Here is a 25158-nt window from a genome sequence, read left to right as displayed (position 1 = left end):
TTTATGATTTTACTGATAACCTACGTTTTTATTGCCCTTGGCTTTTCTTTTCTGTGCTCGATAGCAGAGTCAGTTATTCTCAGCGTAACAACGCCATACGTACGCTTGATGGAGCGGGAGGGGCATAAAGCGGGGTCTTTGCTGCGCAAATTAAAATCCGATATTAATGCCCCCCTGGCCGCAATCCTCACTCTGAATACCGTCGCGCACACAGCGGGTGCTGCAGGTGCTGGTGCCCAGGCAGCAGCGGTTTTTGGCAATGAGTACCTGGGTATCGCCTCAGCGATCCTGACCCTGTTGATCCTGGTTTTTTCTGAAATTATCCCCAAAACCCTGGGAGCCGTGTACTGGCGCCAATTGGCCCCAAGCACCGCTTATGTATTGCGCGGCCTGGTTTGGTTACTCCACCCGTTTGTAAAAATGTCCGAGTGGTTGACCAAAGGACTGTCCCACGGCCCAACTCTGACGGGCTTCAGCCGCGATGAGTTCGCCATTATGGCGGAAATTGGCGAGGCCGAAGGGCAGTTAGAGCAGCGGGAGTCCAGCATTCTGCGCAACCTGTTCTTCACCCTGCGGGACCACTCCGTGCGCGAGGTGATGACTCCCCGCACAGTGGTCTTCTCCCTGCCGCAGGACATCACTGTGGAAGAGGCCTACGAGGATGCAGAGAAAGGGCGTTTCTCCCGTATCCCGGTCTATGAAAATCGCGACCCGGATTGTGTGGTGGGTTTTGTATTGCGACAGGAGCTATTGCTGGCCTACGCCAAAGGCGAGCACCAGAAAACTCTGGCGGATTATCGCCGTGAAATGTTGATCCTGCCGGAAACAGCCACTATCTACCAAGCGTTCCAGAAAATGCTGTCCCGCCGCGTGCAGATTAGTGCTGTTATGGACGAATATGGCAGTCTCGAGGGCTTGGTGACCCTGGAGGATCTGCTGGAGACCCTGCTCGGCGAAGAAATTGTCGATGAGGCAGATAAAACACCCGACCGCCAGGAGCTGGCTAAGCGTTTGTGGCGCTGGAGATCGAAGAAGTACGGCCTCAAAGTCGACGAATCTGCAAACACAGAAGAGAACGCGGAAGAGGCTGGTCAAGGGCGCGACCGGGGCAGCGACTGATAAGAGCTTCATTGGTTGAAAAATGATCATTTCTGCGCTAGCCCAACACAGTGGGTATTGGGTATTGCCCGATTCCATAACGCGAGCGAAAGCAGGATAGAGCGCCAGCGGAATCTTTGACGGCCTCTGTGAACCTGGACAGGTTTTACTACCAATGCCTGCTAGGCTTGCAGAGCATATATATTGCCGCGCCTGCCCCGCTGGCAAGGCCGGTACCCAAGCCGCTAGAATACGCCGCTTCGGAACCTGACGGACTGAGATTTTAAAAATGGGAAATAGAACTCCTCTGTATGACACGCATGTCGCTATGGGCGGCAAAATGGTGGATTTCGGTGGATGGGACATGCCGCTGCACTACGGTTCGCAGCTGGATGAGCACAACAAGGTGCGCACCGATGCGGGGATGTTCGATGTCTCCCATATGACCGTGGTCGACGTAGATGGCGCCCAGGCCCGCGACTACCTGCGCTACCTGCTGGCCAATGATGTGGCCAAGCTGGATGGCAACCCGGGTAAGGCCCTTTACACCGGCATGCTCAATGACAAAGGCGGTGTGATTGACGACCTGATCGTCTACCTGCGCGATCCCGGCTATCGAGTGGTTGTTAACTGTGCAACTCGCGAGAAAGACCTGGCGTGGATGCGCAAGCAGGCAGAGTCCTTTGATGTGACCATGACTGAGTGCCCGGATGTAGCGATGGTCGCTATCCAGGGCCCCAATGCCATCGAGAAAACCAAAGAGGTTTTGGGCATTGATTGGACTGCCGCGATTGACGCACTGAAAGTTTTCCAAAGCGTTGCCCGGGGTGGCTGGTTTGTAGCGCGCACCGGTTACACCGGTGAAGATGGCCTGGAAATTATGTTGCCGGGTGAAGACGCCAGTGGTTTCTGGCGCGCCTTGGCCGAAGCGGGCGTTTCTCCCTGTGGACTGGGTGCACGCGATACCCTGCGCCTGGAAGCGGGTATGAACCTGTACGGGCATGAGATGGACGATGAGACCTCTCCGTTGGTTGCCAACATGGCCTGGACGGTTGCCTGGGCACCGGAGAGCCGCAACTTTATCGGCCGTGGTGTTCTGGAGCAGGAAAAAGCCGATGGCGTTAAGCACAAGCTTGTAGGCCTGGTGCTTGAAGAGCGCGGTGTATTGCGCGCAGGTCAACCGGTAGTGGTAGACGATAGTGATGACCGGGGTATCATTACCAGCGGCACTTTCTCCCCCACACTGGGTTACTCTATCGCCTTGGCGCGAGTTCCGGTGAGTGTTGGTGATACCGCACAGGTGGAAATCCGTAAGAAACTGCAGCCAGTCAAGGTGGTTAAGCCCTGCTTCGTACGCAACGGCAAGTCAGTTATTTAAGCGTCGCCCAGAGGTGTACGCGTCACTAAGACAATAAACTTAGATGCTTAATCAAGGGATAACAGCATGAGCGAAATCCGCAATGAATTGAAATACCTCTCCAGCCACGAGTGGGCACGCCTGGAAGAGGACGGCACCGTAACCATCGGCATCAGCGATCACGCTCAAGATGCCCTGGGTGATGTGGTTTACGTTGAGACTCCAGAAGTGGGCACCAACCTGGCTGCTGGTGACGAGGCAGGTGTAGTTGAATCCGTTAAAGCTGCCAGCGATATCTACTCCCCGGTTTCCGGTGAAGTAGTTGCTGTCAATGAAGCTCTGGAAGACGCTCCGGAAACTGTAAACTCCTCTCCTTACGACGATGGCTGGTTCTTCCGCATCAAGCCCTCCGACGTGAGTGAGCTGGACAATATGCTGGATGCAGACACATATCGCTCAGAGTCCGAAGACTAATAGAACGAATGTGCTGAAAAGCATATTAAAAAAAGGCTGTGGGTAATCCCCACAGCCTTTTTTGTTTGTCATGAGTTTTTTAAAATTTTCTATCTTCTGAATTTGTATGCCTAGAGTATGAGATAAATCCCTAGTTAAAGGTTTCGAAAAATGCAATGTCAAAATGAGTATCTACTTAATTCCTGTGCTTTTATTTCTTCAATTTAAATTAAATTTCCTACTTTTATTATCAAAAACCAATGATGAACGATTTAATTTCAGCCATTCTTTAAGCTCACCGGGTTGTAAATTTTGATCTGTAAGATAATTGAAAAAATCTATATTACTTCTGTAAGGGTTGTCGTATGTGCTTCCATTTTCGTTATTTGCAAGATAATCTAAAACAGGTATAAATCCTGTGATGCCCAATGGGTATGCCAAATACGCGAGTTCTAGTTTATTGACATCAGGGGACTGCCATAGCTTTTCTAATGAGGGGGTTAGAGTCAGCCATTCTAATTTTTCTATTCTTGAATAAAATATATGGCGATTTGCGCCACTATTAAAGAACGATTTCAGTATTAGATCCTCTGTGGCTGGATCATTTATCTGGAAAAATGCTGTCGCGAAGTGATAGTTAACATGACCATTCTTGTTTTCAACAAACTGTATGATTTCTTCTTTGAAATCTTTGCTCCAGCCATTTCTAGTTATGGCTTCGATAAGCCAAGGATAATTAGAAAAGTGCTTTTTCACAAAGTCTTTCATGCCCCTATCGGATATCATGGAAATGTAAGCATCGGATATATAAGAGTTCGGTGAATGCCAGTTAGATTTTGCCATTGGTAAGAAGTCTTCTTCATTACCTTTTAATGCACGAGAAATCATACTGACTTGCGGGTCGGTTTCTGTGTAGCTACGCTGGTTGCTTGATAGATAGAGTATTGTTTCAATGAAATCTTGTTTTTGGCAAAGAGAAGCATTCGAGGGTAAGTGTACTTTTTTCAATAAAGTAAAATCTGGTTTTCGATCTTTGGCGGAAATTCTCTTGATAAGTTCTTGATCAGACATCCCGTAATTTATTTGGAGACAATTCACTTCTTCATTACCAAGAATAATTTCCCGATTCTCTGGGTTCTCCGTGCATCCAAATAGAAGCAGTGATAATGTAGTTAGTTTTATGTTTTTCTTCATTTTTTTACCTCTAGATTTTCACAATAACCAACATGCTTGACGATAAAGAATGAGGCAAGCTGCTAAGTGGTTGGTTAGCCTCCAAACAACAAGCCAGTAATCCCATGGGATCGCATACCAACCAGCTGACCACGAAAGAACGATACCAGATCGAAGCCTTCAATGAACAGAAATATTCAGCTTGAGCCATTGAGTTACTACTTAATTTTCCAGCAAAACCAGCTTTGTAGACCTCAATAGATTTATCTTTACTGTATAGAGAATTATCACAGCAAAGCATTACGAAGACAGCATGGGCTTTGTAATTAATCTAAGTTCGAATTCACTATGAAGATATAATGCGACTATTGGCTTAAAACGTAAAACCCGTACCAATTGCGGGTTAAATGAAGCATGGCAGATGTTAAAAAATAGTAATTTCTGAAAATTTATCGCTGGATAGGTAAGCTCAATAGGAGATTGCGGCTACCAAGGAAGGCAAAGCTGATCGAAACCGTTCAGGCTTTCTTAGTAGAAGGTAATCTAATTCCAGAGGGCAATGAAATTATAGAAGGAATGAAGATTGTCGATGAAAACACCAAACTTGGCAAGAGGAAGGGAGATACAGTTTGTGGTCAAGGTAGCTATCTTGTTGCATTAGTTGTTTGGGTTTCTAAGTTATTGCTTGCTCGGGATTGCCAAATAAGAGTAAGAAGACAGTAAATGGTACGATTTAGTAGCTACTGAAGCCGAATCAGGCAGTATCTAAGACAATAACCTTTGGTATTGGAGGTTCGAGTTAAACGAAAACACTAATTTCCGACTGAGGCTTTCCCTAAAGACATGGAAATTGGAAGATACTAAAATTCGAATTGATGATACAGTATTTCGAACTAATGATCGGCCAAAGGAATTTTTAAACTACTTGAGCACACTAGGATTTCTAGTGGACAGGCGTGTGCCAATTGTTTTGGTAATATAGAGTCTGGCGCCGAATAATAAAATACAGTTAATTAGTCAATTTTTCACTATGGTTACATTTTCAGATTGCACCGTTCACGCACTTCACCATAACCTATTATTAAATAGGTACATACCACAATAGCTAGAAACGTGAGTTTTACAAATTTACGTAACAATTAAGTTTGGACCCTGTAGCTAATAAAAATACATCTATTGACAAATTCTCAGTGCCGGTTGAACTAGTACCTAAGACACTATTTACACTTACTTCTGATTTTTCAAAATTAAATACAAGGTCATAAATATTTCCATTAAACTCTCTAAAAGCTATTGATGGGTTAAGCGTAGCTTCTTCAGCAGTGGCCTCAATACGCCCAATAAAGAATTCGGAGAGTTCTACATGAATAAAATTTTCTAGCAACACACCCATTGTTAGGCCTTTCCGCTAATTAGGTTCCACCTCTGTATTAAACCAAGCGAATAGGTTAAGCCGAGAATTAAACATATGCCAGAGCTGGTTAGCCAAAAAGTTAGCGAATTATCTGGGAAGGCTGGCATTATGAAATAAAAACCCAGCGCACGAGCTAAAAATATCGTTGAGATTAGTATTAGGCCGAGCCGAACTAGCGGTAACCTAACAATTAAACCCGCTCCAGAAAAAGCATAGCTAGCCCAAAGCAGTAGAACGGCTGAAATTACGCTAGTTACAATAGTTGGGTAGAGGTGGCCACTTTCAGCTAGTTGAGCCATATGCTCACCGGCACCAAGAAACCGATACCAATCACCGCCAAATACTATACACCCGATATGAACTAAAGCAGCCAACACTGTGAGTATCCCTGCTACCTGCAAATAGTTAATTCTCTGACTGACCATTTACTCTCCTTGGCTGGTCTATTCGTATATTCGAAAGTGGACAAAATCATATCACTTATCAGCATGCACAGAGAATGAAAAATGACTCAAATCAGGGAAAGATACCCACTAGTATACTAACCAGTATCGATTGAAGAATATTCCAGTGGCCATATCTCGCGTACAGTATATTCGCATTGAGCCCTCTTTTAGAAAAAATTGTTATAAATCAATAGGTTAGGGTGCTTGCTGCAATATTTTTAATATCAGAATGTATGATAAGTAGCACCCAGCCAAAATATACGGCTTGAGAAGAGTAATTAATGAGTTTTCAGGGACATTGAACTTTTAAATAGGTACGATCATGCAGGATATCTCTCCTAAATTACTGGCTGAAAATCAGAGTGCGAATGCCAATGGGTAAGTCGCATAAAACCCACGGCAATATATCCAATACTTAGAAGATACTTAGCCTTTCTCTTTTGAAATGAGGAGTACGTTTATGTATTTATTTTTGATTGTCTTGTGCCTTGAGGTTCTAACGTAAAGGCCATTAAAGATTGCCAATACGATTGGCCATTTTCTACATAAGCCGATATTTTCCAAGGCGGTAACTTAAAAAAAATAGGCACAAAAATGATCTTATTGAAATTTATTAAGTTTGTTTCAGTGTCAAATCTGCGTAAAATCGATGGACATTTATTGGTATTTTGGTCATAAATAGGACGCTTTTTGAAGACCTATAACCAAAGAAACTCAATAGAATAAGGTTTTTATAAAAGATCCACCCTCTCAAAGGAGAACGGTAGCGTGACGTAAGAGTAAGTAAAAGGCGCTGACCCAAGGTGCGGGAACACCTGGGGCCAGCTAACCAAATTGATATCATACCTATCAAAGTGGCTATATGGATCATACGCTAGAAACCCGCTCGTCTTCAATAAAGTCGAGTACATCCAGCGGCTTGGAGAGACTCCCAAAGCTCTGGCAGCGTTGCGTCCGCCTTTTCTTCTTCTATGCCTATCGTTCTCGTGCTCCTCCTGCGTTCTTCAACAGATTAGTTTCTCAGCCGTCCATCAATAAAAAGTCTACCCATGGCTTGAAAAGCAGAGAATAGAAATATGTTGATCTTAAAGCGTAGAGCTGGTGAAAACCTAAGGATCGGAGCCAATGTCTCAATCACAGTATTGGAAGTTAAGGGAAATCAGGTAAAGATAGGAATACAAGCTCCCAGATCACTTCCAGTTCACCGTGAAGAAATTTACATACGTGTCCAGAAGGGAAGGGTGCAGGGGAATAGAAACTGTTGAGAACTTGGCCCTAATTGTGGAACATCCAAAGCATCGGCATCAAAACCTTGGCAGAGCCGCGGTCTTGGTGCCAGGTGCCGTTGCTAGTTATGTCTATTCACCTGATGGTACCACTTGATAAATACCGGCCTCATCTAGTAAAACGCCATTGGACATCATATAAGTAAAAATTAACACAGATAAGATAACTACAGCTAAATGAACCTTCGTTGCTGAATTGGCGTACTTAGAAAGATAACCCAGGCTATTCTTTTGGCCTGAAGTGGCTGCAATGGCGAATGGTAATAATACAACTATTGCTAGTCCAGCTAAGAAGAAGTATGAAAGATATTCCTCATAATAATAAGGGAACCATGACTCATAGAAAGCTGTAAAAGTAAGATAATATGCGGCAAGTGCAAGTAGGAGTGTAATGGTAAAAATCAATAGTTTCTTCAAATCAAATACCAAGACTTTCAATAGAGCGTAGGCTCCTGTAGTTAAAAAGTTTTACAGTGAAGGGTTCTTCCTCAGAAGAATAATAACAAAAGATGGGTGCTAAATCCCCCTATCAATGAGCCTATTGCAAACTCTCTTCATTATCTATCACGGAGATTGTTCTCTCTATGAATCTTTTGTAAGCCTTTTCAGGTATAAATGTGGCTTTATCGCTCGCGTTGAATTTCTGTAAAATACTCTTTAATTGTGTATCTGCCATTATTTTCTCTAGATCTGATTCTTTATGATAAAGTTCTCGAACTCTATTTATCCATGAAAAAGTATTTTCTCTAAATTCAATTAGAGATGATTTATTGGCAGTAACACCATGCCCGGGGATGATTAAGCTTTGATCATCACCCATGTTTAAAATAGTATCAATTGCGTTGCTGAAGCCTTTAGTTCCACCAGTATAAAATGTGGGGTGCCAGCTAGTATCGAAAATATCACCAACAAATATTGAGTTACTCTCCTTATGATAAAATATATTGTCAATCGATGAATGAGATCTAACTCTTATGTGAGTAAACCCTTCTAGGGGAAGGTCACCCTCTAGAAATTTTCCACCTTTATTCTCAAAATACTTATTGCCTCCAATGTGATCAGAGTGTGCATGTGTATTTAAGATGAAAATAACAGGCTTATCGTAGATTGACTGAATTACTTGGTCTAATTCATTCAGGTGATTATCTCCCGGCATAGGGTCAATTAATATCAAGCCATTTTCTACAGCTATTAAACCGATATTAGTACCATATTCCTTTCCACTTAAGATATATAGTTGTTCAGATATTTTCACCTTAACTATGCTTGATGAAGCAGTGGAGCTGATGAGTATGAATATTAATGGAAGTAGAATTTTAAAAATACTCAAAGCTAATCCTTTTGCATTTAGTTAAATTTCATCGACATGTTAAACACCGTAAGACATGGTAATCAACATATCGTGAGTTTTGATTCCTAAGTTTTGCTTACCTTACGTAATTTAGATACACCTCTGTGTCAGGGCTAAATCTAACTCTACAGGGTGTCTAATAAACGTGATTAAAAGCCCACTGTGAAGACTGGAAGTTCGTCAGCGCCGGAGTTAAGCCCGTAGGGCGTCGTTGACAGTATTGTTATGGTGTTGGAGACTTTGTACGGAAATCACCATGTTAAACACCAGCCTTGATCATAGACTTGATTTTTTCTGCCTTTTCAAAGTGATCAAGTTGGTGTGTTTCTATCCACCATCTCGCAGCCTCCATTAGAATTTCTGGTTGATCATTCTTGTTTTTAAAAAATGCATAGAAAGATACACCTACGTTGCTGCCTTTCTTTTCTATCTTTTGATTACAAACATCAATGATCTTTTTTCTAAGCTCTGTCCTCATCAAATGTTTTCCTTATTTTCTCTTACTCCACTCAAAATGGTAGGCGTCTACTCAACGGGGGAGGTTTCCTTTTTGCGCTGGCGATATTGCCTACCCTTGTTAACTGTTTGGCCATAATAAATTCTCTACTTGATCATATTTCTCAGCTACTTTAAGAAATGGCTCGGCCCAGCCGCTAATTAAGCTAACTTCTTGCAATGGTCCAGTTGGTGCAAATAGAACAGAAGCTTCGACTTTTTCCGGTAAAGCATACGACTTTGCCATATTAAGTAGTTTCTGGATTTCTTTAGTTGCCTCTTCAGAGTCATTCCATGAAGACCAACAAAAGTCATTATCTGGAATCTGTACCAGCTCTATCGCAGATTCCAGTACATGAACTAAAGCTTCATAAGGCTCTGTCTCATTGATTGTGCCGTGTATTAATTCATTTGTGCGATCTAATTTCATAGAGACAGTTGACGCCTCGCATCAGGCGCAGCCTTTTGGAGGTCGCTCTGCATGCATGTGTTATAAGGCATTTTCATCCTATCTGCTTCCAAATTACTGCAGATCCAAGACTGACTAGTCCAATTACGAATGCAAGATATTGAAACCCACTTACCCAGCCTATAGAGATTTTATTTACTAGGGGCCAATCGGCTATGGGGGCCTGTTGAACTGAAGAAGGCATTGATTTTCGACTAAGGACCCATGGCACTGCACCAAGTACAATCCCAGCACATACTATTGAAAGCCCAAATGCAGTAATCGCGACTTTAATAAGAAAGCTACCAAGTTTCAATTGCCCCGAATTAAGAAGCGTAATCAGAAAACCAAAAATTGCAGTTTGAACACCAACCATCCAGGCGCTTGACTCGCGAAGTAGTTTTAATGACTCGAGAGTACGTTCGTCCTCTGTCATTAGATGATTCCTCTGAGGTTAATGCCTTATAACGTTGCCAGCAAGGGCAGCCGAAGCGGAGCGTAGGCTGTCCAGCCCAGCCTCCGGCTGGGCGATCTTGGCTGGCCACTGCCCGATTAATTTACAGGGAAAAGTACCATACTTTCCCCACCAATTAACTATCTGGTTGGCACTCCACAATGCGGCAACTAACTTGCAGAACTTGTCGGCTTAAAACGAAGACACTTGAACGAAACTGCGGTACCAGTTTGCAGGAGAACTCTCTGGTGAAGTGTGTTTAGGTAGAGATTGTTACTTGCAGCAACTACAAACTATCTAAAAATTGACCGCCACAATAACGCCGCGCTCAGCCGCAACTTGCTTTATACGCATTTTGCGCGAAAATGGGAGCGTAGCGACCGCGCAAAATATGCATAAAGTAAGCTGCCGGTCCGCAGCGCTTTGTTAAATTCCTTAGAACTTTTTTTGCAGAGCTCCACCGTAGGCTACTTCTGGTGATTTTGTAAAATCTTCTAGTGAATGAGCAATATCAGCTAGCCTGGATTGCTTTATTATTCTCAGAGATTTTAGATTCATTGCTGTTTTTTTACATGGATGCAAACACTTTAGTTCATTCAGCTTGAAATTTTGCCAAATTTTAAAATCTTGCTCTCGGCAAGCAACGACGTAAATAAATAATGAACCGATTAAAAAGCTTATAGTTTGGGTGTTCCGTTCCAAACCTTTTAAGTCCGTCATTGGGCCGTCTTTTGAAAATGCTATTGTCGAAGTATGACGATGGTAAGCTGCGACACTATCTGTACTGTGCCTACCTAGAAACACTCGATAGTATCCAGGAATAGTAAGTGATTTAAAAAACTGCTTGCGATCACAACTTGGCGTCACTTGTGTTCCATCATGGTTATTCTCTGCCACAATAACTTTCATGACCGCCCACTTAGAAAGTGCTTCTATATCGTTTTCTTGAAGTGTGTAATCAGTTTTTTCTAAGCCGGCTTTTAGTATTGGTTTAACAGTATTATCTAATTGACTCATCCAGCCATTATTACAAGCTTTGCACACAACTCGAAACTTTAACGTTATCAAGTTTCCAGATCTTTCGGTCCGCTTTTCTAGAGCCGCCTCTGATTTTGCTTCTCCAGAATAGACTTCATTCGCGTGCTTATCGGATATCGAAAGATTTACGTTTCCGCGCATCCAATTAGGCCAAAAATGCTCCTTACTTAGACCGCTTTCACCACAAAATATACAGAATTTATGACTCATAGTGATTCTCAGACTAGCGGCTATCGTTGCCCACTCGCATTTAACGCTTGGCGCACAGGCCGGAGCACCAAGTGCGGAGGTCCAGCCCACAAAGTGGGCGATTGTGCCGCCACTTGTATGGTTGTTCTTGCCTAATTCTGATGTTGAAAATCCTTTTCGCTAACGGGTAAATTGAGACCCACCTTCGGCGGCCACCGAAGGCCTTGTTTGTCACAGTTCGTTGCTGCGCCGGTTTATAAAGACCGTTAACAAGTAGGAACGTGACAGACACTCACTAGGCATAACTCGGATAGTCATGTGGGCCTCGAGCCCGAATAGCAAGGCGGAGATAGCTTATCTTATGGAACCTCAAGAGATCAATGTCGGTATCGATACCAGCAGTAAACAACTCGATATTTATGTGAGACCTACTGGCCAATTCTTTAGTGTTGCCAATGATAAAAATGGCATTAAGGATGCCATTAAACAATTACAACCTCTTAAACCTCAAAGAGTATTAATAGAGTCTACAGGAAGACTCGAATTAGAGTTTGTTTGCGCCGCTGACAAAGCAGGATTACCTGTTGTTGTTTGCAACCCTTCACAGATAAGAAGCTTCGCTAAATCCGCAGGGCGCCTCGCCAAAACTGACAAGCTAGATGCAATGGATATTGCACATTTTGGTGAGGCCATGAAGCCAAGACTATCGGAGCTAAAGCCAGAAAAGCTTAGGGAGATCAGTGACTTACTGGCGGTAAGAAGTCAGTGTTTAGAGATGAGCACAATGCAAAAGAATCGGCTTCAGAGGATGCCTAAATCAGTGCACAAACCTATACAGGCCATTCTAAACACCATCAAGAAAGAGTTAAAAGGTATCGACAAGCAACTGGATAAACTGGTTAACAGTGTGTCTGAGTGGCGGCAAAGGCGGGACCTATTGTTGAGCGCTAAAGGGGTTGGAAATGTATTGGCTTATACATTGATGAGTGAACTTCCCGAGCTAGGAAAATTGAACCGTAAAGAAATCGCTGCACTTGTCGGTATCGCCCCGATGAACCGTGATAGCGGCAGCTTCCAGGGAAAGAGATATATTCGGGGTGGAAGGCATCGTGTACGAACGGTTTTGTTTGTTTCCATCATGTCGGCCATACAGCATCATCCCAAACTAAAGCCGATGTACAAGCGATTAGTCGACGCTGGCAAACCTAAAAAGGTCGCTCTGATTGCCTGCATGAGAAAGCAGATTACGATCCTGAATACGATGGTGAAAAATAACACCTACTGGGATGAAAGTATGGCTTAATAACTTGACGAACAACCATAGTCACTTGTTAGGCTACTTTGTTAGGTTCATCATCTCTCTATATCTATTAAAGCGGATATTTACTGCTTCTTTGATACTGATATCTAAAGGAAAGCCCAAATATTCAGCCTCAAAGCTGTCTATTTTCATGTTAGGGTCAGCCCCCTTTGACAATAGATATGAGTAAAAATCAAGATCCGCAGCGATAACTGACCTGTAAAGACAATTTGTTTCTCTTTCATCAACTGCATTAATATCGCCACCATTTGATATTAATAGATCGATTATCTTCGTATTTTGATTATTTGTCGCGCAAGCTCGTTTAATTGCCTTATTAATATATGTTTCGACTATTGGTTTATGCTTAGACAATAAGAAAGATACTATTTCTACTTTCTGAAGGAATACTGCTTGCTCCAATAGCGACATGCTAGAATTTTCATATATTGATTCCAGCTCAATTTCTTCAGACAAAACACTGTCGATCTCCTCAATATTTCCATCTTTTATTAAATTGAAGAAATACTTAGAAGTGTATTCTTCCGCAAAGACATTAAAAGACAGTACTAGCAAGATAAATAATATCAATTTACTCATATAGTTACTCTTATATTTGAGCCTAACGCCCAAAGCACCCGAATTCCGGGCGCTTTAATGGCCTGTTTTTCTAGGCCATTGCCCGCAGTTTCGGGTGGCTTTGTTTGTTAAATGTTTTCAATTATTAACTTTCCGCCCTGGATTTTATGTGGGAGCACTATAAGCGGCTGGGCACCCTTGTAGCCATCATTGTGGACTATTTGGCCAGCGTAGCCATACAGGATTGCATTACATTTGTTCCAAAAATAAAAAAACTCCTCTTTTACGCTCCCTGGCTGGGCGATGGTATTGCATTCCTCCGCTTTGGGATCGCTGAATTCAGCGATAGCGTTTAAAACTACAATAGCTCCCCCAAAAACCTCTGAATCATCATCCTTCAGACGATGTACAAATACTTCGGTATCGCCCAGATCAAATAATTTAGGATATCCCTTGTTAAGAGCTTCAACTTCAGACATGTCTATACTTTTTGAAGTGCTATCGTTTTCGCAACCACCAAAAAATAAGATACAGAAAGAAATAATAATTAATTTAAAAATGTTGTTTAGTATCATGATTTAAGTATTACATTTAACGCCTTGCTAAGGGGCTGCGAAGCGATAGCGCAGCAGTCCCGCGGAGGCCGCGCTGTTTTGCGGTCGGAGTAAACTTAAGCAACTTGTTATGTTTTTGAGCACTTATAAATTTGGACATAATACTCTAACTGGGCTGGTTTGGAGTGCAATGCTATTTCGGGCCCGTAGGGGCTATATATAGTGTCACCACCGTGCTTGGCTGCTGCTCGCTTAGCCTTTTGATACAGAGCACTCTCGTTTTTAGCTTTTACAGAGAGCCACTTGAGCTTTTTGCACCCAACAACTTCGCCCTTACTTGCAGCGATAGTAATTTCTGGAATAGCACTACATCCAGTAAGAAATGCGACAAAAAATATAAGAAGCACTTTACTCATAGGAAAACATAACGCCTCAATAACCGGCCGCGTTGTGGCGAAGCCACGCTTTTATCGGTCCGGCGCCGAAGGTGCGTAGTTGATTGACTTGTTAAGTTTTTTACTAGCCATTTTCACTTGGACAAACCTCCTGCTCAAAGAAGTATAAGGATATTAAGCAAGCAAGTAGATGGGAGGTATTGTAACCGCTAATTTTTACCCAGCCATTTCTTTCTTTGAACAATATTCGTGAATAACCCTCATACTCGACTGTAGCTACAGTGCTTCCTTTGCATAATATTTCTGCTTTTTGAGGGTTAATGGTTTCTTCGGTTTCAATTATATGATACTTATTTTCCCCAACTACAAACTCTTTGAGATTGTAGAACGGCAAAAGTCCTTTTTCGAAGGAACCAATATACTCTTGATCAAGATAGATTTTTCCTAAAGCTATTTTTAGCTCACCTTTATCTTGAATTAAATACTTAGCTCCAAATATCTCCCTTTTATAAAAACCTATGGCTTGATTTTCTTCCTTTATGGAATATTGCCCAGGGTAATCTTCGGTACTGATCTCTATCATTGCCCTAGAAACCTAACGCCCGGCACAGCGGCACGGTGAGACTGGCGGCTTTTGTGCGGCTGTTTGCACAAAAGGTGACAGGATTGCTGTGTCCTGTTGCTGCCGCTTGTATGGTTGTTCTTGCCTAATTCTGATGTTGAAAATCCTTTTCGCTAACGGGTAAATTGAGACCCACCTTCGGCGGCCACCGAAGGCCTTGTTTGTCACAGTTCGTTGCTGCGCCGGTTTATAAAGACCGTTAACAAGTAGGAACGTGACAGACACTCACTAGGCATAACTCGGATAGTCATGTGGGCCTCGAGCCCGAATAGCAAGGCGGAGATAGCTTATCTTATGGAACCTCAAGAGATCAATGTCGGTATCGATACCAGCAGTAAACAACTCGATATTTATGTGAGACCTACTGGCCAATTCTTTAGTGTTGCCAATGATAAAAATGGCATTAAGGATGCCATTAAACAATTACAACCTCTTAAACCTCAAAGAGTATTAATAGAGTCTACAGGAAGACTCGAATTAGAGTTTGTTTGCGCCGCTGACAAAGCAGGATTACCTGTTGTTGTTTGCAACCCTTCACAGATAAGAAGCTTCGCTAAATCCGCAGGGCGCCTCGCCAAAACTGACAAGCTAGATGCAATGGATATTGCACATTTTGGTGAGGCCATGAAGCCAAGACTATCGGAGCTAAAGCCAGAAAAGCTTAGGGAGATCAGTGACTTACTGGCGGTAAGAAGTCAGTGTTTAGAGATGAGCACAATGCAAAAGAATCGGCTTCAGAGGATGCCTAAATCAGTGCACAAACCTATACAGGCCATTCTAAACACCATCAAGAAAGAGTTAAAAGGTATCGACAAGCAACTGGATAAACTGGTTAACAGTGTGTCTGAGTGGCGGCAAAGGCGGGACCTATTGTTGAGCGCTAAAGGGGTTGGAAATGTATTGGCTTATACATTGATGAGTGAACTTCCCGAGCTAGGAAAATTGAACCGTAAAGAAATCGCTGCACTTGTCGGTATCGCCCCGATGAACCGTGATAGCGGCAGCTTCCAGGGAAAGAGATATATTCGGGGTGGAAGGCATCGTGTACGAACGGTTTTGTTTGTTTCCATCATGTCGGCCATACAGCATCATCCCAAACTAAAGCCGATGTACAAGCGATTAGTCGACGCTGGCAAACCTAAAAAGGTCGCTCTGATTGCCTGCATGAGAAAGCAGATTACGATCCTGAATACGATGGTGAAAAATAACACCTACTGGGATGAAAGTATGGCTTAATAACTTGACGAACAACCATAGTCACTTGTATGTTTTACAGCCTGCGTTATGACTATATTACTACCTTTAGGAACAACTAAAAGTACTTTTGGTGAAAGGTGTAAACCCTTACTATTTATTAATTTTGGCTTTGAATGGCCGCTACCAGGGCTGTGAATAAGATACAGATTTTCTGTGGTAATTGACTCGCTGCCAACTTGACTCGGATATAAGTGGTCTATCGAGTTGTGTAAAGTACACCCCGCCAACGAAAGAAAAAGAAAGCTAAATAGTAAACGCATATCCAATGAAATATAACGCCTGGCGCAACGGCGAAGCACACAGTGCTGAGTCCGGCAGCCAAAGGCTGCGTATTGCCGCCACTTGTTATGTGTAGTCATGCTCACTTGTCTGAATCCTCAGTCCTGGACGAATCTTCTTCAACAGATTCGTCCAATCGCGCTTTCTTTTTCTGGAGCTGTTTTCTCAACAACTCATGTTTCCTTTTGTAATAGCGCTTATCTATCTGCCAGATAACAAGCCACAAGATGAAAGCGATTCCAAGACCATAAATGTAACCCTTTCCGTACATTAATTTTCCCTTTCATCCGTCTACGCCTACACAGTAGTGGTAGGACAGCCGGTTACCCTAACTGCCCCCACGCAGATCCGGACGTGCGGAACTACCGCATCCGGCTCTTCAGTAATATATTCGCTCGTGTAAAGCACGAACCCTAATACCAGTCCACAAGTATACTGCGTTTGTATACTCGCGGTGGCTTTAGCCCAAAATATCCCAGCATTTCCTTTAGACCATTCCAGTTGTAACTCTTGCGCTGACTCCGCCGGTTGAGCCATTTGTGTATGCTGTGTAAAACATAGCTGTACAAACGGGACAAGCTTCGACTGTTGCCTGGTAGACCGAAGTAGTTCTGGAACCCCTGTAGCTTGCGCTTCAGTGTGGGCAGCCATTCTCTCAGACGCTCACTGCGCTTGGCTTTGATCCAGTGGTAGAGCGCTTCCATTGCGCCCTTCTGTTTCTGTGCGGCAGTCCGGCGTCTGAGCCTGGGGCGTTTGTTGACGTCCAAGCTCCAGTAGAACTCAAAACCCAGAAACTGGAACTGCCGTTTTCGGCCCGGATGGAAGCGGCTAAAGCGCTTCAGGTGCGTTTTCTCGGGGGCTAACTGCAGGCCAAACTTGTTCAGCCGTTGCGGTAGTACCCGGTAAAAGCGCTCTGCATCCGTTTTCAATTGGAAAGCCACTACATAATCATCGGCGTACCGGATTAGCATGGCTCTGCCACGCATACGCGGCTTAACTTTCTTCTCGAACCACAAATCCAGGACGTAGTGCAGATAGATGTTCGCCAGTACCGGACTGACCACACCTCCTTGCGGGGTGCCTGCTGCCGCTTTACTGAACTTACCATCTGGAGTTTGCACGCGTACTTTCAGCCACTGCTTAATCAGTGTCAGCAGGGCTTTGTCGTCGATACGAAGGGCTAGCATCCGCAGTAACCAGTCGTGATCCAGCTGATCAAAGAAGCCTTTAATATCGGCTTCAACGATGTAGCCGTAGCCTTTGAATTGCAGATTTAAGCCAAGACTGTGTACGGCTTGGTGGGCGCTTTTCCTGGGACGGTAACCGTAGCTGAAGGGCAGAAAATCCTGCTCCCAGATACTTTGCAGTAGCTGCGCTACGCTCTGCTGCACCAGTTTGTCTTCCACCGTAGGCAGCCCCAGTGGGCGCTGCTTGCCGTTGCCTTTGGGAATCAATACCCGCTTAATCGCCTGGGTGCGGTAGCGTTTGTCACACAGCCGTTGATGTAGGCATTGAATATTTTGCGGCAGTCTTTGCCGGTAAACTTCGGTAGTTACTCCGTCGATACCGGGGCGGGCCTGCTTATTGAGCTGGCCCCAGCTTTGATACAGCAGGTTGGAATTTAGCAGTCCGTATAAATTCTGAAACCTGTGTCTGGGGTGGCTCTGTGCTTTAAATGCGATGGCGTGCAAGGCGGTTGTCATAGTGTCTCCAGCCCTACTTTGTCCGGACTATGTTTCTGTTGCACACCGATATTACTGTCAGCCCCTTCGCCATGTAAGCGGCTTTCCCGCTCTCGGACTACTATGAGCTGATCCGACTTCCGAGTGGTCTTCGTTGGTTTCGCCATTAGGCTTAACGTCTCTACCTGCTCCTTCAGGAACCTGCTCGGATCTCTCAAGTTCTCAATACTTCTCTTTCTACATGCCACGGCTTAATAACCCCGCCGATCCGCAACAACCTTACCATTACGGTTGCATTGCCTGGACTTCGATGGCGTTACACATCTCGTCAATCGGAGCTCACTTTATTATCGGAGCGATACCAGCACTTCAGGATCACGATAATCCCTATGGCCTATAGAATTCTCTGTGTACGCTTCACATAGTTTGTTCACAGTTGAAAAAAAAGATAATTATATTTTCTTTCCCTTCTGTTCCGCCCTACGCGCAACACTCGATACAGGTGGCTGGTTAGGCCTTACCCGACAGGGACTTCCACCCTGCAAGAAGCATCAAGCTTAGCTTGACGCACTAACGCCCACATAAAAGGCGGAGCGTCAGCGACGTCCAGCGCAACGAAGTGGAGCGGTTTTTGATGTGCTTGGTACGCCCAGCATGGGCGTGAACTAATGGGGTGAAAGTCCCCTGTAGGAGGATCACCGTTTAATGGATTCCATTAAATGCTAACTACTAGCGAATGGCAACTGCAACACCGTGAGGTCTTGTGGAGAGGAAGCCGCTAGCAAAGCTACGAGCTGACGGACAGAAACATCATATAAGGCTTAGCCTGGAGGCGAGGTGGCCAAGAACACCGAAGCCATGTGATCTAACGGGTAAAGTAAATGATGCAGTTGTGTAGTGAAAGTTCACGTTCTTATCTGGGGAGATCTGTTCAACCTGCTGCTGTAAAGCTGTCAGCGTGGCCGCTGACTCATAAGTAGGCCCAGCCCGCTAGCCACCATCGAGGGGGTAAACAAAATTGGTGGAACACAGCGGCGCCTCGGCCAGTAATGGCCAAGGTGATTGAACAGAAGTCAGCCGACGGCATAGTAGCCTAATGCCAAGATTAATACCTTGGATACGGTGAAGGCTTGAACCCAAAATCCACGAGTTAAAAGACAGGGCTAGCCTACCGATGTGTTGCCAGCCGGATATAAAATTGACGTAGCGCACTGCCATGACACTCAACTCAAATGAAAATCTGCTTGAAGTCATCCTCAGCAAAGAAAATCTTAATGCTGCATGGAAACACGTGCGAAGCAACAAAGGTGCAGCAGGCATTGATGGGGTCACCGTTGATGATTTTGTGCAGCACTTCAAGGTAGTTGGGAATGAAATTATCGAAGCCATTCGGCAAGGTCATTACCAGCCGTTGCCTGTTAGACGCGTCTACATTCGCAAGTCAGATGGTGGTCAGCGAGGGCTAGGGATACCTACGATTTTTGATCGTGTTATTCAGCAAGCTATCGCGCAAATCATCAACCCTATTTTCGATGTGACTTTTTCAGAGTTTAGCTATGGCTTCCGGCCAAAGCGATCACAGCATCACGCGGTGAAAAAACTACAAAAGTATATCGAGGGTGGCAAGCGAATAGCGGTGGATGTCGATCTATCCAAGTTCTTCGATCGAGTGAATCATGACTTTCTCATGAGCTTACTCGGCCAAAGAATTAACGATAAGCGTTTACTCAAACTGATCGCAAGCTACTTGCGCGTAGGCTGGGTAGAAGATGGATGTTGGCAAGCGTGTTATGAGGGGGTGCCGCAAGGTGGCCCTTTATCGCCGCTGCTATCCAATATTGTACTCGATCTGCTCGACAAAGAGCTGGAAAAACGCCGACACAATTTCGTCCGCTATGCGGACGATTTCGTGATTGTCGTTTCCTCTAAACGCTCAGGTGAACGGGTTATGGCCAGCATCAAACGCTTTGTTGAGCGCAAGCTTAAACTCAAAGTTAACGATGCTAAAAGCCAAGTAGTCCCCGTTAGCCGGTGTAAGTTTCTGGGGTTTTCTTTCCGTGGAGCAAAGCTTGTCTGGCATGATAAGTCGCTGCGCCAATTTAAATATCACGTCCGTCAGATTACAGGGCGATCCCGTGGTATTTCGATGGAGAAGAGAATGAAAGAGCTTACCGTATTCCTCCGTGGCTGGATTAATTATTTTGGTATAGCACAAGGCTACCAAAAATGTATTGATCTAGACTGCTGGATACGGCGGCGATTAAGAATGAGCTATTGGAAGAATTGGCGTAGGGTAAGAACGAAAGTTCGAAATTTGCTACGCATGGGTGTGAGTGAATCGCTGGCAGTTACCTGCGGCTCGTCTGCTAAAAGTTACTGGCGAAGCGCAAAAACTGAGGGTATTCATATTGCGCTTAATAATGAGTTCTTCGAAGAGATGGGCTTGATCTCATTGCGAGATCGTTGGGTAGAGATTCATTACGGATAGGGAACCGCCCATTGCGGACCCGCACGATGGGTGGTGTGGGGGCCGGTAGTTAGAAACTACCGGCTACCCGATTTAACGCTTGAGTTCGCCGATGGTAAGCCGCTTCCATTTGCCACTGAGTTCATAGGACTCTCCCTGCATTTCGTAGCTTATACTACATGGTAATTCAGATGGGCCATATATTGATGTGACATCTACGATAGGTCTAGATAAGACCACTGCCGCTGATGCCACCTCAATTATTTGAGGTTGGTACTTCCTACTGAAGCTTCCTACACCTTCCCCAATAATTAGCTTGGAAAGCTGAACCGGGGCCTCACTGTGATTTCGGATATAGACTTCATTTACCGAGAGAATAGCGTCCGGGGATGAGAGGTACTTTTCTTGGCTCGGGGAAAGAGAATATGTATTTGGTAGGCGCTCTTTACCCAGAGTGATGAAAGCATCAAAGCTGATGGTATTGTCTTCTGAGTAGATAAGACACTGAAAATATTCACTGTATTCTACGCCCGAAGAATCTACCACCCGGCCGCTTGGGGTGCAGCCATAAGCGAGAACAAGAAAGAAGACAATACTTAGGGTTCTAACCACCAGTCTCCTCCATGAGCGTTAACGCTCACCACAAAGGCGAGCAACTTGTTGCGAGTCCAGCCCATGTTTTTATGGGCGATTTGATGGTGCTTGTTAAGTTTCGGCTCCACCTAGCTGCCGGACCTTCCAATAATAATTTCCAAGTTATCTGGTTTAAGAGATACATTTGGCAATTCAACATCGTCTAAATGTTTGTGATAGCTTTGAGTATCACAATGAGCTACCTCAATTAATTTTTCCGCTAGCGCCAATAACCCACTTTTGTCACCTGAAAGGTAAACTGTTTTGTTACTAACATCTAGTTCGATGACACCAGTGTGCTCTTTTTCGCTAAACGGAATCCCACTTTTATTTAAAAAAAATTTATGAGTAAATTCTAATTCTTTCATGTGAACCTAACATTTATATAGTATTCATTCTGACCACTTTTATCATGATTACTATTTCAGAATCAATTTTCCCGCTGTAATGAAAATTTTAAATTAAAACCATAGAGTTAGATGTAATTACTACTAAAGTACAAACTACAAAAATGATCACTTTGACTACTATCCCGGTTTTTAACTCGACTTATAACTTACTGATTTATAAAGTATTTTTAAACATTCTATGTAAACCTCAAAAATAACGGTCAAGATGATCATAATTACCTGAGCTGGCACTCACTAACTTGTCAGAATAATCGAGAATTAAGAAGTGTGATGAGGCCAATGCTTCAGGGTTGAGTGTTGAGAAGAGTTAGATGTTTTTTTGGTTTGAGTGTACTAATTGAGTATCACGCGTATTTAGTAGTTATTTGTTTTTTCTTTGGGTGGGGGACATTCTGCTATTCCATTGACACGCTTAAAAATAAAATGAGCTTGCCATTTCTGAAAAAGCAGCTTAAGGATTAGGAAACATTGAGAAGCTATTTGGTGGGTCAGAATAATGTTGAGCGATATAGCTCTTCATTAGTCGCTTGGGCAAATATCTTGCTGTTGTGAGGGGCAAACAGTTTGGTTATTAGATATTGAACTCAGGCTTTATAAAATCGGTTAAATTTAGATTTAAATACCTCATCATTTACGGCTGCAAAGAGACCTTCAACCCTGCCTCATTAAGAAACCCTTTCACGGTACTTTCAATTTGCTCTGGGCTATTCATTTGCAAAACCTGTTGCAGGAGCTGCTCAATATCGGCTCGGCTAATGGCGCGCAGTGTGGCTTTTATTCGCGGTAAGTTAGTGGCGTTCATCGATAGCATATCGTAGCCCATGGCTACTAATAACAATGCACCACTAGGTTCTCCTGCTAGTTCTCCACAGATCCCCACTTTGGTGCCAACGGCATGGGCTGCAGTTACGATTTCCTGCAAAGCGCGCAGTACCGCTGGGTGCAGGGCGTGGTAAATATTGGCTACGCGGCTGTTATTGCGATCCACCGCCAGGAGATATTGGGTGAGGTCATTACTGCCTACTGATATAAAGTCTGCATGCACGGCGAGTTCCCGTACTTGGTAGACGGCGGAGGGCACCTCTACCATTACCCCGAGAGGGGGCATAACAATTTCATAACCTTCCTCAAGCAACTCCCGGTAGGCTCTTTCCACCAGTTTGCGCGCGGCTTCGAGCTCGTTTAGGCCGCTGATCATGGGGAGCATAATTCGCAGGTTATTTAGCCCCAGGCTGGCTTTCATCATGGCACGCACTTGCGCCAGGAATATTTCCGGGTGGTCGAGAGTTACGCGAATACCGCGCCATCCCAGAAAGGGATTGGTTTCCTCTATAGGGAAATAGGCCAGTGCTTTATCGCCGCCGATATCCAAGGTGCGCATGGTGACGGGAAGGGGGGCAAAGGCTTCCAGTTGCTCCCGGTAAATTTCCCGCTGCTCTTCCTCGGAGGGGAAGCGGTCTCGCAATAGGAAAGGTACTTCGGTGCGGAAAAGTCCTACTCCTTCAGCGCCGCGTTCCAGGGAGCGAACAACATCGGCCATCAGCCCAGTATTTACCATCAGGCGAATGCGATGGCCATCGGAGGTGATTGCCGGGAGTTGAGCCAGGTGGTCCAGGTTGCGGGCCAGTTGCTGCTCTTCTGCAACAATGTCGTCGTAGCGGCGCTTGAGTTCTGCGCCGGGGTGAATATGTAAGTCGCCCCGGTAGCCATCCACCACCATATCGACACCGTCGATGGTTTCGTAGGGCAGGTCCTGGACTCCCATTACAGCGGGCAGTCCCATGGCTCGGGCAATAATAGCCACATGGCTGTTGGAGGAGCCTTTAACGGATACGGCTCCGATCAGCTTTTCCCTGGGCACTTCTGCCAATACTGCTGCGGTTAGCTCTTCGCCGATCAGGATGGTGTCATCGGGGAAGTCTCGGTCGCTCTGTTGCTGTTGTCGCAGGTGCATCAGCACTCGAGCGCCCAGGTCGCGAACATCGGCGGCCCTATCGCGAAAGTAGGAGTCGGACATGGCTTCAAAGCGCCGCACATGTTCCAACATAACTTCGGCCCAGGCCCGCTGGGCACTGAGCTGCTGTTGGATGCGATCGCACACTTCGACGGCGAGGGAGCTGTCATCCAACATGCTGATATAGGCATCGAATAGCGCCCGTTCCTCGGGGCTGAGGTCGCTCTTCAGGCGCTCACCGACTTCGCGAATTTCCTCTTGGGCGGCAGTCAGGGCCTGTTGAAACAGGGCCAGTTCAGTGTCCACATCCTCGCATTCGGAGTAGGGCACTGTGCCGAGATTCGCATGCGGGGTGACAATATGTACCCGCCCGATAGCCACACCGGGGGACGCGGCAATGCCAGAGAAGTGAGTTTCCCGTTGTTGCTTGCCAATACAGGCCAGAAGACCGGTAGCCTCGGCGTGGGCGATAACGCCGGCGAGCTGCGCCGAGAGTGTAACCAGGAAAGCTTCTTCCCATTCGTCGAATCGGCGTTTCTCCTCTTGCTGCACAACCAGGACACCCAGTACGGCGCGGTGGTGAATAATCGGTGTGCCGAGAAAGGCGCTGAAGCGCTCTTCTCCAGTAGAGGGGAAATATTGGAAGGCGGGGTGGGCTTCGGCCCTTTCCAGATTAATCGGCTCTTCGCGGGTAACTACATTGCCCACCAGTCCCTCGCCGGGGGCCAGGTGGACCTGGCCTACCGCTTTGGGGTTGAGGCCATCGGTGGCCATCAGGACATAGTTACCGTGTTGCTTGTCGCGCAGGTATACGGAGCAGACGCGGGTGTGCATGATTTCCCGCACGCGATGCACAATGATTTCCAGCACCGCGGTGAGGTTCCGGGCGGCATTTACTTCCTGAACGATACTGCGCAGAGATCCGAGCAATGGCCTGTCCTCGCCAATCAACGGAGAAATTCGATGGCCCCGGAAAGTAGAAGTTCGATGCTGATCGGGGCCATTTTGTGAAGATACGCTGCTAACTACCCTGTGCGGTCAGCTGTCCTGTCCGCGCAGCCAGCGTCTCTCCAACTGTATTTGTTGTGGGGCCAGCTCGGTCAGTGCGCGCCGGTATACTTCACGCTTAAAGGTCACCACTTTACTCAGTGGGTGCCAGTAGCTTACCCAGCGCCAGTGGTCGAATTCAGGTTTGTAACCGTTGTCGAAGCTGATAGAGGCTTCTTCTGCCTCGAGCCTCAGCAGGTACCACTTTTGCTTTTGCCCGATGCACAGAGGTTCGGAGCGACGTCGAATCAGCCTTTGAGGCAGGCGATAGCGCAGCCAGCCTCGGGTACAGGCAATCATACTGACTTGATCGCGAGTTAGGCCTACTTCTTCGTACAGTTCCCTATATAGCGCCTGTTCAGGGGTTTCGCCCGGATTAATACCACCCTGGGGAAATTGCCAGGCGTCCTTGCCACCTACCCGCCGCGCCCACAGTGCCTGACCGCGGGCGTTGAGCACGATAATACCGACATTGGGGCGGAACCCCTCGGCATCGATATTGCTGCTCTCGCCACTCGTGCCCCGGTTCTTGTTACCGGCCGGAGCTTTATCATTGCGATTCGAATGCTTGGCGGGCTTACGGCGGTTCTTTCGTCCGGCCTGTGCCGGCTTGCCGTCGCCCAAAATACCATCCTCAATACTGTTGTGTGCGGCCGTGCGCTGCACTTACTTGTTCTGCATTGTTCCACAGCAGGGGGTTTACAGCAATTCAGTGACGCAGTCCGTGTGCTGTCGTGCGGCGCAAGGTAAAATTAGCGGCCGCGCAGGGGACGTTTC

The 25158-nt window shown here is 45.5% G+C and carries 23 protein-coding genes; 7 read left to right on the top strand and 16 right to left on the bottom strand.

The genetic code is table 11. The features are described 5' to 3' along the window. Positions 1–3 precede the first annotated feature (3 nt). From ACJJI4_RS18840 to gcvH, 3 genes are all read left to right on the top strand, one after another. A complete protein-coding gene (locus ACJJI4_RS18840; protein ID WP_444907019.1) occupies positions 4–1119 on the top strand; it encodes a CNNM domain-containing protein in 1116 nt (371 codons plus the stop codon). Positions 1120–1387: 268 nt separating this feature from the next. Beyond that, on the top strand, positions 1388–2476 hold the full coding sequence (gcvT, locus tag ACJJI4_RS18835; protein ID WP_444926126.1) for a glycine cleavage system aminomethyltransferase GcvT: 1089 nt from the start codon (positions 1388–1390) through the stop codon (positions 2474–2476). Positions 2477–2542: 66 nt separating this feature from the next. After that, complete coding sequence (gcvH, locus tag ACJJI4_RS18830; RefSeq protein ID WP_444895858.1) at positions 2543–2929, top strand: glycine cleavage system protein GcvH; 387 nt, start codon at positions 2543–2545, stop codon at positions 2927–2929. A 198-nt stretch (positions 2930–3127) separates the two neighbouring features. On the opposite strand, the gene ACJJI4_RS18825 is transcribed toward gcvH, so the two are convergent. Both ACJJI4_RS18825 and ACJJI4_RS18820 read right to left on the bottom strand, forming a co-directional pair. Continuing rightward, positions 3128–4102: a hypothetical protein gene (locus ACJJI4_RS18825; protein ID WP_444926125.1), complete on the bottom strand. Its 975-nt coding sequence runs from the start codon at positions 4100–4102 to the stop codon at positions 3128–3130. A gap of 1099 nt (positions 4103–5201) precedes the next feature. Next, a complete protein-coding gene (locus ACJJI4_RS18820) occupies positions 5202–5474 on the bottom strand; it encodes a hypothetical protein (RefSeq protein ID WP_444926124.1) in 273 nt (90 codons plus the stop codon). Positions 5475–7017: 1543 nt separating this feature from the next. Between ACJJI4_RS18820 and csrA the strand changes: the two genes are divergently transcribed. Further along, the gene (gene csrA, locus ACJJI4_RS18815) at positions 7018–7206 is read left to right on the top strand and encodes a carbon storage regulator CsrA (protein WP_444926123.1); all 189 of its coding nucleotides are present in this window, start codon (positions 7018–7020) and stop codon (positions 7204–7206) included. Positions 7207–7299: 93 nt separating this feature from the next. On the opposite strand, the gene ACJJI4_RS18810 is transcribed toward csrA, so the two are convergent. The 6 genes from ACJJI4_RS18810 to ACJJI4_RS18785 form a co-directional block, all read right to left on the bottom strand. Then, positions 7300–7665: a hypothetical protein gene (locus ACJJI4_RS18810; protein WP_444926122.1), complete on the bottom strand. Its 366-nt coding sequence runs from the start codon at positions 7663–7665 to the stop codon at positions 7300–7302. Positions 7666–7765: 100 nt separating this feature from the next. Next, a complete protein-coding gene (locus ACJJI4_RS18805) occupies positions 7766–8557 on the bottom strand; it encodes an MBL fold metallo-hydrolase (RefSeq protein ID WP_444926121.1) in 792 nt (263 codons plus the stop codon). A 280-nt stretch (positions 8558–8837) separates the two neighbouring features. Further along, positions 8838–9056 (bottom strand): DUF6500 family protein, encoded by a 219-nt coding sequence (locus tag ACJJI4_RS18800; protein ID WP_444895864.1) that lies wholly within the window; start codon positions 9054–9056, stop codon positions 8838–8840. A gap of 99 nt (positions 9057–9155) precedes the next feature. After that, positions 9156–9503, bottom strand: coding sequence for a hypothetical protein (locus ACJJI4_RS18795; protein WP_444926120.1), 348 nt, complete (start codon positions 9501–9503; stop codon positions 9156–9158). 73 nt (positions 9504–9576) lie between these two features. Continuing rightward, on the bottom strand, positions 9577–9957 hold the full coding sequence (locus ACJJI4_RS18790; protein WP_444895866.1) for a hypothetical protein: 381 nt from the start codon (positions 9955–9957) through the stop codon (positions 9577–9579). A gap of 453 nt (positions 9958–10410) precedes the next feature. Continuing rightward, the gene (locus ACJJI4_RS18785) at positions 10411–11223 is read right to left on the bottom strand and encodes a hypothetical protein (protein ID WP_444926119.1); all 813 of its coding nucleotides are present in this window, start codon (positions 11221–11223) and stop codon (positions 10411–10413) included. Positions 11224–11563: 340 nt separating this feature from the next. Between ACJJI4_RS18785 and ACJJI4_RS18780 the strand changes: the two genes are divergently transcribed. Further along, positions 11564–12505, top strand: a complete 942-nt coding sequence (locus ACJJI4_RS18780) for an IS110 family RNA-guided transposase (protein ID WP_444926115.1) — start codon at positions 11564–11566, stop codon at positions 12503–12505. Positions 12506–12538: 33 nt separating this feature from the next. Here the strand turns inward: ACJJI4_RS18780 and ACJJI4_RS18775 are convergent, their stop codons facing one another. From ACJJI4_RS18775 to ACJJI4_RS18765, 3 genes are all read right to left on the bottom strand, one after another. Then, positions 12539–13102, bottom strand: coding sequence for an ankyrin repeat domain-containing protein (locus ACJJI4_RS18775; RefSeq protein ID WP_444926118.1), 564 nt, complete (start codon positions 13100–13102; stop codon positions 12539–12541). 107 nt (positions 13103–13209) lie between these two features. Continuing rightward, complete coding sequence (locus ACJJI4_RS18770) at positions 13210–13560, bottom strand: hypothetical protein (RefSeq protein ID WP_444926117.1); 351 nt, start codon at positions 13558–13560, stop codon at positions 13210–13212. A 594-nt stretch (positions 13561–14154) separates the two neighbouring features. Continuing rightward, positions 14155–14613 (bottom strand): hypothetical protein, encoded by a 459-nt coding sequence (locus tag ACJJI4_RS18765; RefSeq protein WP_444926116.1) that lies wholly within the window; start codon positions 14611–14613, stop codon positions 14155–14157. 333 nt (positions 14614–14946) lie between these two features. Here ACJJI4_RS18765 and ACJJI4_RS18760 point away from each other — a divergent pair, with 333 nt between their 5' ends. Further along, entirely contained in the window at positions 14947–15888 is a 942-nt protein-coding gene (locus tag ACJJI4_RS18760; RefSeq protein WP_444926115.1) for an IS110 family RNA-guided transposase, read from the top strand. Positions 15889–16601: 713 nt separating this feature from the next. Here the strand turns inward: ACJJI4_RS18760 and ltrA (ACJJI4_RS18755) are convergent. Then, entirely contained in the window at positions 16602–17891 is a 1290-nt protein-coding gene (ltrA, locus tag ACJJI4_RS18755; RefSeq protein WP_444926114.1) for a group II intron reverse transcriptase/maturase, read from the bottom strand. Positions 17892–19086: 1195 nt separating this feature from the next. On the opposite strand from ltrA (ACJJI4_RS18755), the gene ltrA (ACJJI4_RS18750) reads away from it, so the two are divergent. Continuing rightward, positions 19087–20358 (top strand): group II intron reverse transcriptase/maturase, encoded by a 1272-nt coding sequence (gene ltrA, locus ACJJI4_RS18750; RefSeq protein ID WP_444926033.1) that lies wholly within the window; start codon positions 19087–19089, stop codon positions 20356–20358. A gap of 72 nt (positions 20359–20430) precedes the next feature. Here the strand turns inward: ltrA (ACJJI4_RS18750) and ACJJI4_RS18745 are convergent, their stop codons facing one another. From ACJJI4_RS18745 to ACJJI4_RS18730, 4 genes are all read right to left on the bottom strand, one after another. Next, positions 20431–20949 (bottom strand): hypothetical protein, encoded by a 519-nt coding sequence (locus tag ACJJI4_RS18745; RefSeq protein WP_444926113.1) that lies wholly within the window; start codon positions 20947–20949, stop codon positions 20431–20433. A 110-nt stretch (positions 20950–21059) separates the two neighbouring features. Continuing rightward, positions 21060–21338 (bottom strand): Imm32 family immunity protein, encoded by a 279-nt coding sequence (locus ACJJI4_RS18740; protein WP_444926112.1) that lies wholly within the window; start codon positions 21336–21338, stop codon positions 21060–21062. 673 nt (positions 21339–22011) lie between these two features. Further along, on the bottom strand, positions 22012–24264 hold the full coding sequence (ptsP, locus tag ACJJI4_RS18735; RefSeq protein ID WP_444926111.1) for a phosphoenolpyruvate--protein phosphotransferase: 2253 nt from the start codon (positions 24262–24264) through the stop codon (positions 22012–22014). A 108-nt stretch (positions 24265–24372) separates the two neighbouring features. Next, positions 24373–24879, bottom strand: a complete 507-nt coding sequence (locus ACJJI4_RS18730; protein ID WP_282934628.1) for an RNA pyrophosphohydrolase — start codon at positions 24877–24879, stop codon at positions 24373–24375. Positions 24880–25158: the final 279 nt, after the last annotated feature.

It is taken from the genome of Microbulbifer maximicatervae (SeqCode), from assembly GCF_052467305.1.
The sequence above is the reverse complement of the archived record's forward strand: the minus strand, read 5'-3'. Positions and strand labels throughout refer to the sequence as shown.